Annotated in this window: 18 protein-coding genes; 10 read left to right on the top strand and 8 right to left on the bottom strand. The window is 35.8% G+C overall.

Annotated features, from left to right (window positions below; genetic code table 11):
* Positions 1 to 3 precede the first annotated feature (3 nt).
* The gene (locus O5633_RS10235; protein ID WP_269609603.1) at positions 4 to 1260 is read left to right on the top strand and encodes a CCA tRNA nucleotidyltransferase; all 1257 of its coding nucleotides are present in this window, start codon (positions 4 to 6) and stop codon (positions 1258 to 1260) included.
* A gap of 15 nt (positions 1261 to 1275) precedes the next feature.
* On the opposite strand, the gene selD is transcribed toward O5633_RS10235, so the two are convergent.
* Positions 1276 to 3456, bottom strand: coding sequence for a selenide, water dikinase SelD (gene selD, locus O5633_RS10230; RefSeq protein WP_269609602.1), 2181 nt, complete (start codon positions 3454 to 3456; stop codon positions 1276 to 1278).
* On the opposite strand from selD, the gene mtnP reads away from it, so the two are divergent.
* The gene (mtnP, locus tag O5633_RS10225) at positions 3442 to 4374 is read left to right on the top strand and encodes an S-methyl-5'-thioadenosine phosphorylase (RefSeq protein WP_269611357.1); all 933 of its coding nucleotides are present in this window, start codon (positions 3442 to 3444) and stop codon (positions 4372 to 4374) included. The two genes, selD and mtnP, sit on opposite strands and share 15 nt — an antisense overlap.
* 73 nt (positions 4375 to 4447) lie before the next feature.
* On the opposite strand, the gene O5633_RS10220 is transcribed toward mtnP, so the two are convergent.
* From O5633_RS10220 to O5633_RS10200, 5 genes are all read right to left on the bottom strand, one after another.
* Positions 4448 to 4645, bottom strand: coding sequence for a photosystem II reaction center protein J (locus tag O5633_RS10220; protein WP_269609601.1), 198 nt, complete (start codon positions 4643 to 4645; stop codon positions 4448 to 4450).
* 11 nt (positions 4646 to 4656) lie between these two features.
* Positions 4657 to 4776, bottom strand: coding sequence for a photosystem II reaction center protein L (locus tag O5633_RS10215; RefSeq protein WP_011294297.1), 120 nt, complete (start codon positions 4774 to 4776; stop codon positions 4657 to 4659).
* Positions 4777 to 4805: 29 nt separating this feature from the next.
* Positions 4806 to 5054: a cytochrome b559 subunit alpha gene (gene psbE, locus O5633_RS10210; RefSeq protein ID WP_011294296.1), complete on the bottom strand. Its 249-nt coding sequence runs from the start codon at positions 5052 to 5054 to the stop codon at positions 4806 to 4808.
* Between the two features lie 108 nt (positions 5055 to 5162).
* Positions 5163 to 6179 (bottom strand): photosynthesis system II assembly factor Ycf48, encoded by a 1017-nt coding sequence (locus O5633_RS10205; protein ID WP_269609600.1) that lies wholly within the window; start codon positions 6177 to 6179, stop codon positions 5163 to 5165.
* Positions 6176 to 6529, bottom strand: a complete 354-nt coding sequence (locus O5633_RS10200) for a rubredoxin (protein WP_269611356.1) — start codon at positions 6527 to 6529, stop codon at positions 6176 to 6178. Before O5633_RS10200 ends, O5633_RS10205 begins: the two co-directional genes overlap by 4 nt.
* A gap of 156 nt (positions 6530 to 6685) precedes the next feature.
* Here O5633_RS10200 and O5633_RS10195 point away from each other — a divergent pair, with 156 nt between their 5' ends.
* From O5633_RS10195 to O5633_RS10185, 3 genes are read left to right on the top strand one after another with little or no spacing between them, the layout of a single operon-like run.
* On the top strand, positions 6686 to 7048 hold the full coding sequence (locus O5633_RS10195; RefSeq protein WP_269609599.1) for an NAD(P)H-quinone oxidoreductase subunit 3: 363 nt from the start codon (positions 6686 to 6688) through the stop codon (positions 7046 to 7048).
* A complete protein-coding gene (nuoB, locus tag O5633_RS10190; protein ID WP_269609598.1) occupies positions 7039 to 7797 on the top strand; it encodes an NADH-quinone oxidoreductase subunit NuoB in 759 nt (252 codons plus the stop codon). Before O5633_RS10195 ends, nuoB begins: the two co-directional genes overlap by 10 nt.
* Before the next feature lie 17 nt (positions 7798 to 7814).
* Positions 7815 to 8336 (top strand): NAD(P)H-quinone oxidoreductase subunit J, encoded by a 522-nt coding sequence (locus tag O5633_RS10185; RefSeq protein WP_269609597.1) that lies wholly within the window; start codon positions 7815 to 7817, stop codon positions 8334 to 8336.
* 1 nt (position 8337) lies between these two features.
* Here O5633_RS10185 and O5633_RS10180 read toward each other — a convergent pair whose 3' ends face one another.
* A complete protein-coding gene (locus O5633_RS10180) occupies positions 8338 to 9735 on the bottom strand; it encodes a gluconeogenesis factor YvcK family protein (RefSeq protein WP_269611355.1) in 1398 nt (465 codons plus the stop codon).
* A 127-nt stretch (positions 9736 to 9862) separates the two neighbouring features.
* On the opposite strand from O5633_RS10180, the gene O5633_RS10175 reads away from it, so the two are divergent.
* Together O5633_RS10175 and O5633_RS10170 are read left to right on the top strand one after the other, a co-directional pair.
* On the top strand, positions 9863 to 10648 hold the full coding sequence (locus O5633_RS10175; RefSeq protein ID WP_269609596.1) for an ABC transporter ATP-binding protein: 786 nt from the start codon (positions 9863 to 9865) through the stop codon (positions 10646 to 10648).
* Positions 10649 to 10652: 4 nt separating this feature from the next.
* Positions 10653 to 11498 (top strand): MlaD family protein, encoded by an 846-nt coding sequence (locus tag O5633_RS10170; RefSeq protein WP_269609594.1) that lies wholly within the window; start codon positions 10653 to 10655, stop codon positions 11496 to 11498.
* Between the two features lie 9 nt (positions 11499 to 11507).
* On the opposite strand, the gene bchD is transcribed toward O5633_RS10170, so the two are convergent.
* A complete protein-coding gene (gene bchD / locus O5633_RS10165) occupies positions 11508 to 13655 on the bottom strand; it encodes a magnesium chelatase ATPase subunit D (protein ID WP_420063615.1) in 2148 nt (715 codons plus the stop codon).
* A 47-nt stretch (positions 13656 to 13702) separates the two neighbouring features.
* Here bchD and folK point away from each other — a divergent pair, with 47 nt between their 5' ends.
* The 3 genes from folK to O5633_RS10150 all read left to right on the top strand — a co-directional run bounded on the left by folK (position 13703) and on the right by O5633_RS10150 (position 16391).
* A complete protein-coding gene (gene folK, locus O5633_RS10160) occupies positions 13703 to 14284 on the top strand; it encodes a 2-amino-4-hydroxy-6-hydroxymethyldihydropteridine diphosphokinase (protein ID WP_269609592.1) in 582 nt (193 codons plus the stop codon).
* Positions 14285 to 14352: 68 nt separating this feature from the next.
* Positions 14353 to 14913, top strand: coding sequence for an NUDIX hydrolase (locus tag O5633_RS10155; protein ID WP_269611354.1), 561 nt, complete (start codon positions 14353 to 14355; stop codon positions 14911 to 14913).
* Positions 14910 to 16391: a cryptochrome/photolyase family protein gene (locus O5633_RS10150; protein ID WP_269609591.1), complete on the top strand. Its 1482-nt coding sequence runs from the start codon at positions 14910 to 14912 to the stop codon at positions 16389 to 16391. Before O5633_RS10155 ends, O5633_RS10150 begins: the two co-directional genes overlap by 4 nt.
* The last annotated feature ends 1 nt before the right edge of the window (position 16392 follow it).

The raw sequence follows: 16392 nt of genomic DNA, 5'->3' as shown, positions 1-16392 counted from the left end.
ATCATGGAATTATTTGATAAATATAAAATTGAAAAAGAGATACAAGAATTACCCAATGGAATCTTATCTATTCTATTAGATGTAGCAATCTCAGTTAATATAAATTCAATAGCGATAGTTGGAGGAGTTGTTAGAGACTTAATAAAAATTTCTAAAAATAAAGATTATAAAATTATCTTTAATGATCTAGATTTAATCATAGAAGGCGAGACATCAATCTATGTAAAAAAATTGCAAAAAGTTCTTGGGCCAGAAAGAGTAAAAATCATACGCAATAACACAACTTATAAAACCTCAGAAATAACAATTAATGGCATAAAAGTTGATATTGCATCTGCTCGTCAAGAAACTTACCCTATACCTGGAGAAAATCCATTAGTCGAATCATCAACTATCAAAGAGGATCTAATTAGAAGAGACTTCAATATAAATGCTATGGCAATTGAACTGAAAGATAATAGGCTAATAGATTTATTTTCAGGATTAGATGCAATAAATAACAAGGAAATGGACTTTTTACATGAATCAAGCGTTCTAGAAGACCCAACTAGAATTATTAGAGCTTCTCGCTATTCAGCCAAGTTAGATTTTCGTCTATCAAATCAAGCCTTAAGACAAATAAAAGATACTATAAATCGTTGGCCTTGGAATTGGCATATTGGAGATAAAGCTGATTTAGCACCTTCAGCATTATCAATAAGATTAAAAATGGAACTCGTATTGCTTTTAAAAAGTAAGTATTGGAAAAATGCATTAAAAAATCTACAAGATTGGGGAGGATTAACAATATTAGATTCGAGGTTACAGAATGATCAAAGACTTATCGAAAAAATATTCATTGCAAAGAAGTCAAACATTGAACCTCTAACAGCATTAGTTTATGAATCTAAAGACCCTATTTATCTTGCTAAAAGATTAAACTTAGATCAACAACAAAAAGAAATAATAGAAGGAGCCTTTAAGTTAAGCAAATATCTTGAAAATCTAACAGCTAATAATTTATATAAAAAGTGGTCCCCATCCAAGTGGACAATTTTTCTAGAGGAAATAAATGCTAATGAATCTTCATTCATACTTGAAATATACAAAGAAAACCCTCTAAAAGAATACTTAAAATCTTGGCTATACAATTGGAAGGATATAGAGTCTCCAATAAAAGGAGAGGATTTAATAGCTAAAGGTTGGACACCTGGACCAGAAATAGGAATTGAAATAAAACGACAAAGAATGAAATTAATTGATAAAAAAAGTCTTTCCTGAATTATTAATAAGTATCTATTCAGAAACAAACCCAATTCGAATCCAAGGTCCTTTCTCTATTAGTTTTTCTGAATGAATCGATGGGCAACTAACAACCAAAGGTCCACATGTTTGTGGGTCTACTAAAATTTTTAGCATAGCATTATAAAGCGATTTATTAGGAACAAAATCATTGGAGACAAGCTCAAATCTCAAGTTTTTATCTCCATCAATATTTTTTAAAAAAACCTGATTTGAAGAGGCTAAAGTACTTTCATAACCCTTTTCTAAAAGTTCTTTAACTCCATCATATATAGGTATATGATCTAGCTCAAGAATAATTTTTAAGGGTTCTATGTTCATCTTTAATCGATCACTATTTGTAGATTCCAACATTTCAGATAAATGACCTAGCAAACCAAAACCAGTGATATCAGTACATGCATTTACAATTTTTGAGTTTGAATTTATATTTGTTAATTGATAAATAAAATCAACTAAATAATGCTGACTTTTATTCATTTCTTTTAAAACAGAATCAAGTACATAAGGTTTTACTTGGCTATTCATAAATGCAGAAAATATTATTCCAGTACCTAACGAACGACTAATTAGAATTTGATCTCCCTTTTTCATTCCTCCCTTAGACCAAAAATATTTTTTATCATCAATAACTCCGTTAACAGTTAACGAGCCTTCAATTCCTAGAGAGAATGGCTCTTTAGATGTTTTTCTTGATTCTAATGTATGTCCACCTATAAGTTTCGCCCCCTGAATAGATAAAGCAGAATTGATACCTTCCAATACTTGAAATAATAACTCTTGCTGTAAATCATTAGGTAAGGATGGCAATTTCACAACAGATTGTGCAGAGATCACAGATCCTCCGCATGCCCAAATATCAGAGCAAGAATGAAAAGCCAAAAGCCTTCCATTTAGCCATGTATCACTAATTAAAGAAGGGAATCCATCTACACTTTGTATTAAAGTCTTACAAGAATTTAATATTCCTATATCAATAGAATCATCTTTTGGAGATTCTATTAAATCTAATTTTTTTAATGCTGAGCTTAATGGGGTAAATGGTAATTTTGCTGCACAACCTCTACATTTAATCATCTCCTTTTCCGCAAGCATTTCTGTATTTATATCTTGAATAAAATGAAATTTCGAGACAAATTTTTTATCAATTGATTCTTTTAATCTTGATAGAAAATCAAAAGGGCCAATAATCACTTCACCCCAAGAAATAAAAGCTTTGGATTTCATGTTTATATAGTTGATATCTAAAAGTTGTATTGCTTTTCGTTGAGGTTTCCATTCCTTAAGTTTTAAACCTTTACTGATTCTCTCTAAATTCTTTGCCAATGGTTTTGCTGAGCGAACAGCCCATACTCCAGAAGAAGGGCGGGGATGATCCTTAATAACTCCACAATCTCCTACGGCAAATAACCCTGGATAATTAAGGACTTGAAGAGTTTTTTTTGTTAATATCCTCCCATTTTCATCTATAGGAAAACCACTATCTTTTATCCATTCAAATGATTTATTACCAGTACATATTAATGTTGGGTATAAAACAGATGGGTCCTTTTTTATGATCTGAATCTTTAAATCTTTTAATTTTTTTAATAGATTTTTACTAAATTTTCTTCGAGATTTAACTTTTAATATAATTGATCTTTCTGGCCATCTTTTTCTTAAAGAAAAAGCTATTTCTATCCCAGCGAATCCGCCACCAATAATTACAAATGGTTTAGCAGAAGAATTATCCTTGTGAATATCTTGATCGACAATAAATTTATAAGACTCAGAAAAAGGTTTAATGGGAACAGCTAAATCTTTATCCCATGCAATTTCAGATTTAGAATTGAAGTTAGTTTTTGTTCCTATATTCATAGATAATAAAGAATATTCAATTTCTGGGCGTCCTGATAAAAGTAAGTTTTTTTTCTTAAGGTCAATCCCCTCAATTTCTGCCATCACAAATGAAACTCCTGCTTTTGAAGCGAGATTCCTCAAATCAATTAGTATTTCATCAATCTTGTATTTACCTGCTATGACACCTGGAAACATCCCAGAATAAATAGTAGTACTTGATTTATTGACTAAAGTAATCATTCCAGCAGGCTTCAATTTTGGATTCATTGCCCATCGAAGCATCACAAGGGCATGAGTATGACCACCACCAGCAAGAACGAGATGATCACTGAACATGATTTTTTGAATATTTCTGGAACACAATCAGATACCTATGATTTCAAAGAAGCTAGATTAGGAATTATTGGCGGAAGCGGACTATATAAGATAGAAAATCTTAAAAACATAGTCGAATTAAGCTTAGACACTCCCTATGGAAAGCCTTCTAATAAATTACTAATAGGCAATCTATTTGGAATAGAGATTGTTTTTCTAGCTCGCCATGGAGAGAAACATACCTTAAATCCAAGTGAAATTCCATATAAAGCAAATATCTGGGCTATGCGTTATCTAAATGTTAGATGGTTGATATCAGCATCAGCTGTGGGTTCATTAAAAGAAAATATCAAACCTTGCGACATTGTTATACCTGATCAATTTATTGATCGAACTCATCAAAGGCCATTGACCTTTTTCAACAATGGAGTTGTAGCTCACATAAGCATGGCAAATCCATTTTGCGAAATTCTTTCTCAAATACTGTCGCAAGAAATAGAAAAACTTTTAACCAAAGAAAAAAGCATGCATATTGGAGGAACATATCTTGCTATGGAAGGGCCAGCATTTTCAACAAAAGCAGAATCAAAATTATATAGAGATTGGGGATGCTCAGTCATAGGCATGACAAACCATACGGAAGCCAGATTAGCAAAAGAAGCCGAAATCGCTTATTCAAGCCTTTCCATGGTTACTGATTATGATTGCTGGAATCAAAATTGCGAAAATGTATCTGTCGAGATGGTCATTGAGAATCTTCAGGAAAATGCAAATTTTGCAAAATTAATAATATCTGCTGCCGCCAAAAGAATCTCATCATTAAGGCCTTCAAGCTCTTTTCATAATGCATTAAAAAATGCGCTAGTCACTCCAAAAGAGCATGTACCAAATACAACTAAAAACAAGATCAAATTATTTACAGATAAATATTGGCTTTAAAAAAAACCAACCGACATTTAATGCCAGTTGGTTTTAAAGTTATTTCAAATAAATAGTATTTTTCTAGTTAAAACTAACCAGCGTTACCAATACCAGTGTATGAACCATAAAAGAAAATACCAAGAACAAAAATAACAGCTGTTCCACCTGCAGTAGCCACTAACCATAAAGGAAGTGCTCCCTCTGTCCACCGTCTTTGCCAGGAGACTGCAGGCATACCATTTGGCAGACGATCTCCTGCTCGCCCATCAGGTCCTTTTAATTTGCTCATGATAAAGAGATTTAGTTAAAGAAGTAACTGGAAAAAAGAATTCCCATTACAAAAACAAGTAAGAGTCCAAGATAAAGACTTGTTCGGTTTAATTCAACCGGAACTTTATTTGGATTTGGATTGACTTGCATGGATAAAAAAGCAATCAGATGAAATTTGGTTATTTCAGACGCGTGTCAAGTTCAGCCTTGGAATCAAAGCGCTGAACAACAACAGGAGCTTTGCTTTCTCCAGCCTGAAAATACGTATCTGGTCTAGGAGTTCCAAAAGCGTCGTAGGCAAGCCCAGAAGACACAAATAGGAATCCTGCCACGAAGATCGCAGGAAGTGCCACAGCATGGATAATCCAATAGCGGACACTAGTAATGATCTCAAAAAACGGGCGTTCCCCGGTAGAGCCGGCAGCCATAGCCTCACTTAATCAGCTCAGTGATCTTATCAAGCGAAATCAAAAGAAACGATCTCTGTTGCAAGGTGGTTACACAGAGTCATGGAAATCATAGAATTTTTGATGATTTCAACCATTCCAACGCAATAAATTTCCCCTTTCTCCAAAAACAAATCCCTTAGGATTGACACTATTTGAATCGTCCACAAATAGAATTCTTATGAAATTAGTAGGAACAGATTCACCAACAGGGTCTTTCTCCCAAGTTTTTCCATCATCATTGCTCACTAATAAAGTTCCGTTTCCTCCAGCTGCCCAAATCGACTTAGATGGATCCCAAACAAGATCTTGATAGTTATACCCGTTGACGATTGGGATTATGGGTTTTGACCAGGAGTCGATATCATCCGAATCTGCATTAAACCTGATTTCAGCTCCTCTAGAAAGCATCCATAGATCACCATTTGGCTGCTCACCAACGCTCTGAACTCTCTTACTACTTGCTCTTTGATGAGGGCTCCATGACTCCTGACCTGGACTTAATACTGAGAAGAAGTTACCAAGACTACTTACACTTATATAACCACCATTATTTGTGCGTCTTAATTCTCTTATGCCTCCAGAGCCTGAAGTATCAACAACTATTGCTTCCCAATTCTCACCAGCATCAGTTGTTTTATAAATTGCTCCAGCAGTAGTTGCCAACTCAGCAGAATCATTATCAATTGTTGTTATCAAATATGGATCTCCAGGCAACTTATTTCCCAAATCGAGACGAGTCCAATTTTTCCCTCCATCAGTTGTGTGAAGAATCAATCCTGGTTGACCTGCAATCCAACCTTCTGGGCCTTTAAAATCAACGCTTATTAGACGAAAGTTACCTTCGCTTGGGATATCTAAATTTCTTTCTTTCCAGGTAATTCCGCCATCATTTGTCTCTAGAATTAACCTATTGGTGCCAACTAAAAACCCATTTTTGTCATCAACAAAGTCAGCATCTAGAGGATTTGCCTCAGTATCTAGGTCGACTTGTGTCCAAGGGCTTGATGAGCCAATGGATGCATTACTAACAGTACAACCACTAAGAGCTACTCCTACTATTAAGACAAGGGTCAAATTAATGACATTTGAAAACAGACGTTTCATTTCAAAGAATAAAGAGAGAGAAAACAGGCAGCAGCTAAAGCCAGGCTTCCAAAAATAAGAACGTTTTTCTGGCCTGAAGGAAGTTTATTAAATCCAAAGCCATATGTAAGGTTTTCTTCAAATCCACTAGGCTTTGATTTAGGTCCAATATCCTTGTATCCAACAAATCCTACTCGACAGACTGGACATCTGAACTTCTCTCTATCTATATCTAAGAATGCAGTTCCTGGCTCAATATTAAGCTTCTTTATACCCTCATCAGGATCATAAATAAAACCACAGCTAATACATTCGAAGCGATTTGCTTTTGGATCAAATTCCTCGGTTGAGTTTTTTGGTGCAAATGAAATAACTTGGTTTTGTTTTTCATCAGAATTGAAATCTTCCAAAGGATTTGTTTCTGTTTTGTTGTCTTTACTCACAGTTTTCACTTTCACACATAACAACTCTATGGCACTAATCTAGAAAATGACTGTCAAACTGATATTGAAATCAGTAATTCATTCATGTTTACCCTTCAGGGTTATGAGTATTTTTTAGGATTTCTTCTTATTTCTGGAGCAGTTCCTATTCTTGCGCTCACAACAAATAAGCTAATTTCTCCTAGCAGTAAAGCAGGAGAAAGACAGCTTACATATGAATCTGGCATGGAACCAATTGGGGGAGCATGGATCCAATTTAATATTCGTTACTACATGTTTGCTCTTGTTTTCGTTATATTTGACGTCGAAACGGTGTTCCTTTACCCATGGGCAGTTGCATTTAACAAACTTGGGTTATTAGCATTTATTGAAGCACTTGTTTTCATCACAATATTGGTTGTTGCATTAGCATATGCATGGAGAAAAGGTGCCCTTGAATGGAGTTGAATCCTTTGAACAATTTGAATAAATCTCCCTCTTCTGAAGCCGCAAGAAACCTTAGAGAAGCTTCTTGTGGCCCGGTGGCAACGCCAACAGTAACAAATGATTTAAGCGAAAACATAATCCTTACTAGCCTTGAAGATCTTCACAACTGGGCGAGATTAAGCAGTCTTTGGCCTCTTCTTTATGGAACTGCTTGCTGTTTTATTGAATTTGCGGCTTTAATTGGATCTCGATTTGATTTTGATAGATTTGGATTAGTACCTAGAAGTTCTCCTAGGCAAGCAGATCTACTAATAGTTGCAGGTACTGTAACTATGAAAATGGCACCCGCCCTTGTAAGACTATATGAGCAAATGCCTGATCCGAAATACGTAATTGCTATGGGAGCTTGCACTATTACTGGTGGCATGTTCAGCGCAGATTCAACTACGGCAGTTCGAGGTGTTGACAAATTAATACCAGTTGATCTTTACCTTCCTGGCTGTCCTCCAAGACCAGAAGCAATATTTGATGCTGTGATCAAATTAAGAAAAAAAGTTGCCAACGAATCTATCTCTGAAAGATCAAAGATCACTCAAACTCATCGTTATTTAACTATTCCTCATAGGATGAAGAGAGCAGAGTCAAAAGTTAATGGACAATATCTAAATGCAAAATCCCAACTAATTGCATTAAATCCTTCCTTATCTGAAAAATTTGATCAATCATTAAAAGAGGTTCAAAAAATATCTGAAGAACTTTCAAGCAATTAAGCATCTCTTATAAAAAAATGACAAACGATTCAGAAATTGTAGTAGAAGAAAAAATCTCAGGTCCAATAAGCGTTTGGCTTTCTAAAAATGGATTTGACCACATTCCTCTCCAAGATGATCACTTAGGAGTTGAAATAATAAAAATTACGCCAAGCAATCTTTTATCAATAGTTGAAGCGTTAAAAAATGATGGGTTTAATTACCTTCAATGCCAGGGTGGATACGATGAAGGTCCTGGTTTAAATATTGTTTGTTTTTATAATTTAATAGAAATGAGTGAATTTAAAAAAGATTTTTCACCTCGCGAAGTAAGATTAAAAGTATTCCTAACTCGAAATGGGGACTTAACTGTTCCTAGTTTATACGGTCTTTTCAGAGGAGCAGATTGGCAAGAAAGAGAAACATTCGATATGTATGGTATCAACTTCACAGGCCACCCTCATCCTAAAAGACTTTTAATGCCTGAAGATTGGAAAGGATGGCCACTTAGGAAGGACTATGTTCAGCCAGATTTTTATGAAATGCAAGATGCATACTGATTTATTTCCCTTTTTTGTATCTTCTATAAAATCTCATTATTGCTAAAGCGAGACTCCTAGGATCATGCCTCAAAGTTGGAGTAGCCTTTGAGCCCTGAAGAGAAGCCAAATAAACCTTATAGCCTCTAGATAAAAGATCAAATTTATTGCATTTCACTGGTTCAGCCCCTTTTGATTTGTAGTAATCAACCAATGGGGAGGGTTCTAATTCACCTTGGGCAAGTATTGAACTAAATATTTTCCTAGTAATTCCTCTAGATGCCAATTGCGCTTCGATAGCCCTCACATGACCAGTAACGTCAAGTCCATCAGTTTCACCTGGTTGAGTCATCAGATTACATATATAAAGCTTTGGAGCTTTGCTTCTCTCAATAGCTTCGACTATTTCAGGAACAAGTAGGTTTGGAAGAATTGAAGTGTATAGGCTTCCTGGCCCTATCAAAATAATTTCAGCATTTCTGATTGCTTCCAGTGCTCTTGGCAAAGCTGGAGGGCGAGAAGGATAACAACCGATTCTGATTATTGGTAGGCGAGCCTTCCCAATCGCTGATTCTCCATCTATTCGATCACCATTTTCAAGTTCGGCCCATAAACGGACATCTACATTAGTTGCTGGTACAACTTGACCTTGAACAGCTAGGACCCTGCTTGATGCTGTGATTGCCGTCTCTAAGCTTCCAGTTATTGCAGTTAAAGCGGATAGAAAAAGGTTCCCAAAGCTATGTCCCTCAAGTCCACTTCCTGAAGGGAAGCGATACTGAAAAAGACCTTTTATTAGTGGCTCTTCTGTTGCTAAAGCTGCTAAACAATTTCTTATATCTCCTGGGGGCTGAACTCCCAGCTCTCTTCTAAGCACTCCACTACTTCCTCCATCATCTGCAACAGTAACTATTGCAGTTATTCGACTGCTATATCTTTTTAAACCTTTTAATAATGACGATAAACCTGTGCCCCCTCCAACAGCAACAATGTTTGGACCTCTATTTAATTTTTGTTTAGCTCTCAATGCATCAACTAAAAAAGTATCTTTTTTGGAACCTAAGGCCTGCCTAATAGATTCAAAACTTCTTCCTTGACCCCAAATCAAAAGAGATATCCCTATCAAAAAGACTATTGGCCCAGAAATATTTCTAGGAATAAAAGTAGTTATGAATCCTAAAAACCAAAAAAGTATTTCAACTACCCAATAAATTGGACGTAGATCGGCCCAAATTGACGCTCCAATCAAAGCGATTAATAATCCCAAGCCTGATGTCATCATCCACCTTTTAACTACTAGCCCTGGCAAAAGCCATCTAATAGCTCTTTTAAAGCGCGAGTAAAGATGAAAAGACAAACTAGCGAAATAGCTTTTACGCAAAGTAGATCTTCTTAATTTTCTTTTCCTTCTTTGGTTCAATGGATTCAAGTTAGAGAAGATTTCAACAAAGAGACCTAAATAATTAATTCATATAAATTCTAATAAAACTTCCCAATTTACCTATCTCATACAAAATGAGATAGGTAAACAGACATTAGGAGAGAGTGTGCCAAAAAACACTCAAGTATTGTTGATGAAAGATCTCAGTGTTGAACTGGGATCAAATAAAGTTCTCAATGAAGTCAATCTTGCCATAGGTGCTGGAGAGAGACTTGCAATTGTTGGTCCATCTGGGGCAGGGAAATCAACAATACTTCGCCTCATAGCTGGCTTGCTATTACCTACTAAAGGAAGTCTTGAAATATCAGGTATTGAGCAAAATTATTTAAGGCTTGATCAAAACGAACCTCCCGATGTGAGATTAGTTTTTCAAAACCCAGCATTATTAGCATCATTAACAGTTAAGGAAAATGTAGGTTTTTTACTTGAAAAGCAGAAAGTTGTTTCCGAAGAAAATATCAATAAAAAAGTCATAAATTGTTTACAGAAAGTAGGCTTGTATGATGTTGCAGATAAATTTCCGAATCAACTTAGTGGAGGGATGCAAAAAAGAGTAAGTTTTGCTCGTGCATTAATTAGTGACTGCAAGAAAAGAAAAGACTCTATTCCTCTTCTTCTATATGACGAACCAACTGCTGGTTTAGATCCAATAGCTTGCACTCGTATTGAAGATCTAATCATTAAAACAACTGATGCTGCGGAAGGCTGTTCAATCGTTGTAAGTCACGTTGCAAGTACAATTGAAAGAACAACTAATAGAGTTATTTTGCTTTACGATGGGAAATTTCAATGGGATGGATCCATAGATCAATTTAAACAAAGTGAAAATTCCTATGTAAAACAATTTCGCACAGGTAATCTTCAAGGACCAATGCAACCTGAGGACTTATAAATTTATGCGTAGAAGTTTACGAGATGCGTTTGTTGGATTTTCACTATTAGGTGGATTAATTATCTTTTCAGGAGCAATGCTTTGGTTAAGAGATTTTCGTTTAGGTTCAAAAACATGGGAGATATCTGCAAGCTTCAAAGATGCAAGTGGTCTTGCCAAGATGTCTCCAGTTACTTATCGAGGAATCATTGTTGGCTCTGTTCAAAAGATAAATTTCACCCCAAACACTGTTGAAACTAAAATCAAATTAAACAACGATAATTTAATTTTACCAAAACCTGTAATTGCCAAAATAACTACAAGCTCTATGCTTGGTGGAGATGCTCAATTATCGCTAGTCTCATTAGGTAAATCATTAAATAGGAACGAACTAATTACAGTCAAAAAAGATTGCCCAAATAAAAGAATTTTATGTAGTGGAGATAAGATTAAAGGTTTAGAAATGATTAGTATTTCTAGCTTAACAGAGGGTATAAATGGAATTATTGATGAAGCAGATAAACAAGCAATAGTAAATAAGGTATCAGAATCTATTCAACAATTTGACAGAACTCAAGCTAATCTCGATGAGCTTGTCTTGTTATCTAAATCAGAACTTATAAGAGCAAAACCTATAATCTCTGAGCTAACAAAAGCTTCTGTTCATTTAACTAATATTCTTAAAAGCCTCGATAATCCTAAAACTCTAAAAGACATTCAGGACCTTGCCTCAACATCAAGTTCACTGACAAAAAAAATTGACCAAATGAGTTCAGATATGGGAAATATTTTGGAAGACAAAGAACTTCTAGATTCTCTAAAAAGATTGACTATAGGTTTGAGTAAATTATTTGATGATATATATCAATAACAAACAGTTTCAGGTCACACTATTAATTGCATCCATTGCGATTGAAGCAATAGCTTGATCACTTGCCTTAGGTAATTGAACATATTTACCTCCTGACGCTTCAGCCAAGTCTTTACCCATACCACTTGCAATAAACTTTCTTTCTGTATCAATTACAAGCAATTTAATACCAAGGGCTCGATAGCGAGAAGCGACATCAAGAACTTCTTGCTTCAAATCAGGCGGTGTCTCTCCCTCAAGGACTGGTTGACCTAATGAAGTGCTTAATGGAACGTTCCCTCTGCCATCTGTAATTGCCACTACGACCACCTGACCGAGATCTCCTGTCGCCAAAGCATTCGCTCCTACTCTTGCAGCTTGAGTTAATCCATGAGCAAGTGGAGATCCACCACCACATGGCATTGCCTCAAGTCGTCTTTTCGCAGCAGTAATTGATCTGGTTGGCGGAAGCAAAACTTCTGCTTGATCTCCTCTAAAAGGTATTAGAGAAACTTCATCTCTGTTTTCATAAGCTTCGGTCAACAAACGAATAACAGCTCCCTTTGCACTTTGCATTCTATTTAGAGCCATTGAACCACTTGCATCAACCAAGAAAATCACCAGCGCACCTGCTTTACGCTGAAGTAATTTTGCGCGCAAATCCCCTTCCTCAACAATTACTCTCCTATTAGGTTCTCTTTCTCTTCTTGCTTTCTGATAAGGCGCTGCAGCTCTTAAAGTCGCATCAACTGCAATTCTTCTAACAGGACCTCTTGGAAGAATTGGTTTTACATATCTCCCCCGGTTATCACTTAACACAGCTGAACGACTTCCACTATTTCCACTTTTTGATTTGGTGGATGAAAAAAGTAACAAATCTGGATCAACAGCACATGCTTCTGGATCAAGCATAAATTCTTCAGGGATTGGAGGTGATGACTCTTGTTCTTGGTCCTCTTCCTGATCTTCTTCTTGTTCTTCTTCTTGCTCATCATTGTCATCAGCGTCTTGAGGAGGGGGAGGCTGCTGATCTTCTGGCGCAGGAGGCTCCATTTCTTCTTCCGAAGGGATTTGCATCGCCCTAGGGGCGATGACAAGTCTTACTGCGGCCTTTAAATCTTCTGCGTCAACTGAATCTCTTCCACATAAAGCAGCATGAGCCTTTGCAACTCTTACTGCATAAAGCTCTGATCTATGTCCTTCTACACCTCCTCGAATTGCTTCTAAAACTAAGTATTCAATTTGATCCTCACTGATTTGAACATCTGGAAGCCATTGCCTTGCCAAAAGCAATTGCGTTGATAGAGATTCTGTATCTTCAGACCATTTTTTAGAGAAAGCTTCACTAGATTGACCGTGAGCAATAGCAGACTGAGTTATTTCAACTCTTTGTTCATTTGTAATCAATTGATCTGCGGACAACACAATTGCAAATCTGTCCAAGAGATGATCCCTCAATCCCCCCTCTTCAGGATTGTAAGTAGCAATCAAGAGAGGACGGCATGGGTGACTTAAGCTCAATCCTTCTCGTTCTACTCTATTTTCACCTGCCCCTACTGAGGACAAAACAAGATTAACAATGCCATCATCTAATAAATTCAATTCGTCTATGTACAAAACTCCTCTATGAGCTTCAGCCAGTAAACCTGGCTGAAAGACTGGAGTTCCACTAGATAATGAAGCAGCAACATCCACAGCGCCAACAAGCCTATCCTCGGTTACTCCTAAGGGAACCTGAATAAAAGGAGCAGGAACAACTTTTTTAGGGATATTTTCTAAATCATTAGTATTTTCGAGGCTTCCTATGTTTTTTGTAAATAGCTTTTTAGTCAAATCATCCCACTCCCCTGAGAAAGAAGGATCTAAATTTCTACCTGCTGGATAAATAAATGAATCATCATCACGATCATTATTAGCTAATTGTTCTAAATCAATTATTTCAATAGGAGGGAGAAGCGCATGTAACCCTCTAGCTAAAACAGATTTACCAGTACCACGACCACCAGCAATTATTACTCCTCCCAAGCCTGGATCAACTGCGGCTAGCATTAAAGCAAGCTTTAAAGTTCCATGGCCTGTAATTGCAGCCAACGGGAAAGAACGATTAGCTCTATCCATGACAGCAGTGTCTTTTGAAACCGAAGACATCTTGTTGTTATTCAATCTGCTGGAAACCATAGGGTTGGATAAATCAAGCAAATTTTTAAAAGTCTTTTAATATTCGCATGACTTATGCAAAACAAAAAACAGAATTGAAACTCGTCATCTCAATAGGCGCAAATATCCCTGGCATTCTTGGAGATCCCATAAGAACAATCGCTGCTATGAGGCCGGAAATAGAAAAAAGCATAATTGAGTGGAATGTTGCTTTAAATTGCCCAAAAATCGACTCTCAAAATATTGATAAGTCTTTATCTTTTCAATGGGCGCCTCTATTTGAGACTGATCCTTTAGGTGGGCCAATTGACCAACCAAGATTTATTAATACCGTCCTTGTTGTAGCGGGAGGAGGATTTTCATTAGTCAAACCAAATAAAAAAGCAGCTATCTCTTTAATGAAAAAATTTTTAGAATTAGAGAAAATCGCAGGTAGGGAAAGAAAAAATACAGAAATTTGGGGGGGGCCAAGATCTTTGGATATTGACTTCATTTCTTGGGGAGGACTGCAGATAAATACAGACACTTTGATTCTGCCTCATCCAAGATTAAGTGAAAGAAACTTTGTTTTAATTCCTCTTGCAGAAGTTTTATCAAAGGCCCAAGGAAAACCGAAACGAATCAATTCTCAAAACATTTGGCCTGAATAAAACTCGTAACAAAAATCACCAACCTTTTCTAAAAAAATCAGCCATCCTGTATGAATAGAAAAAAATGTATGTCTATTTCAGGACCTGAACCCGCAGAAATTATTGAGACAAAAGCTTGTCTTGATGCAAAAAAAATTCGTTTTGAAATTAATAAATTTCTTTTACCTAATTCGATGGAGGGCGAATTTGGGGTCATTCGGCATCCAGGCGCTGCATTGGCAGTACCCATTACAGATTCTGGAGAAGTGGTTATTCTTCGTCAATACAGATTTGCTTGTTCGAGAAGAATTCTTGAGTTTCCCGCTGGAACCTTAGAGGCAGGTGAAAGCCCACTTGAATCAATTAAAAGAGAAGTTCAAGAAGAAAGTGGTTACTCTGCAAAAAGATGGGACAATCTTGGAGAAATGCTTCCTTGTCCAGGATATTCAGACGAAACAATTCATCTTTTCCTTGCAAGAGATTTAAATAAACTTGAGCAGAAACCTGAGGGAGATGCAGATGAAGATATTGAAGTATTAAAAATGGCTCCAGAAAAGTTAAATGAAATTATCGCTAGTGGAAAAGAATCACTTGATGGGAAAACTATTACTGCATGGTTCAGAGCATGCCAAATCTTGGATAAAAAATGACCAAGTTTCGATCAATATTTTGGCATAGAAGAGATTTAAGAATTGAAGATAATATCGGTCTATTCGAAGCATCTAAAAATTCAAAAAATCTTATAGGAGTATATGTTTTAGATCCCAATCTTTTAAATCTCAATAGAACAACATCTGAAGCGAAAAATTGGTTTTTAGGTGAAAGTCTTTTTGAACTGCAAAAGAATTGGAAAAAAAGAGGAAGTCTATTATTAATATTTAATGGAGATCCTATTAAATTAATTTCTAAATTAGCGCACCTAATTAAAGCTGAATGTATTTACTGGAACGAAAATATTGAGCCTTACGAAATCAATCGAGACAGACTGCTTACAGAACACCTAAAAAAAGAAAAAAAGAAAGTATATACATTTTTAGATCAACTAATTGTCAATCCAAGTGACATCAAAACAAACAACGATGAACCTTACAAAGTATATGGTCCTTTTTACCGTAAATGGATTGGCATAATTAATCAGAGCAACATATCAAATAATTATTTAATAAGAATATCAAGAACACCTGAAAAGATTAGAGGTTTTAATGAGAGAGATTTATCAGAAATTAAAAACTCAGATTTAAACTATTGCATTACCAAAAAAAGTAAATCTATTTATGATTTACTTTCTTCAAATAGATTTAAGGATACTAATATTTGCCCTTGTAAACCAGGAGAGTCTGAGGCAATAAAGCAATTAAACTTTTTCATAAATTCAGGAGTGATAAATTCATATAATCAAGCAAGAGATATTCCATCTTTAGAATCAACTTCTAATCTAAGTGCTGCTTTAAGTTTAGGGACAATAAGTTGCAGGGCAGTATGGAATGGAGCTCAAATATCAAAAAATATGGCGACTAACGAATATCAAATAAATTCTATTGATACATGGAGAAAGGAACTTGCTTGGAGAGAGTTTTACCAAAATGCTCTAATTAATTTTCCAGAGCTCGAAAAAGGTCCATATAGGGAGAAATGGTTAAATTTTCCATGGCAAAATAAATCTGAATGGTTTGAAGCTTGGAAAAATGGATTGACTGGAATCCCTATAATTGATGCTGCAATGAGACAACTTAAGTATTCTGGATGGATGCATAATCGTTGCAGAATGATTGTTGCTTCTTTTCTAGTAAAAGACCTTTTAATTGATTGGAGATGGGGAGAACTTTTCTTTATGAAAAGCTTAGTTGATGGTGATTTAGCATCAAATAATGGAGGTTGGCAATGGAGTGCTAGCAGTGGAATGGATCCAAAACCTATGAGAATATTTAATCCTTTTAGACAAGCTTCTAAATTCGATGAAAATGGTAATTATATTCGAAAATGGATCCCTGAATTATCACACATCTCAACGCCTCATTTACTTTCAGGTGAAATAACTTCGACGGAGATTAATGGCTATCCAAAACCTTTAATAAACCACAGAAATCAAACATCAATATTCAAAGAATTATATTCGAATATTAAATAGC

This window comes from Prochlorococcus marinus str. MIT 1013, assembly GCF_027359395.1.
GTDB classification, from domain to species: Bacteria; Cyanobacteriota; Cyanobacteriia; order PCC-6307; family Cyanobiaceae; genus Prochlorococcus_B; species Prochlorococcus_B marinus_E.
Note: the sequence above shows the minus strand (reverse complement) of the source record. Positions and strands in the feature narration are given on the sequence as shown.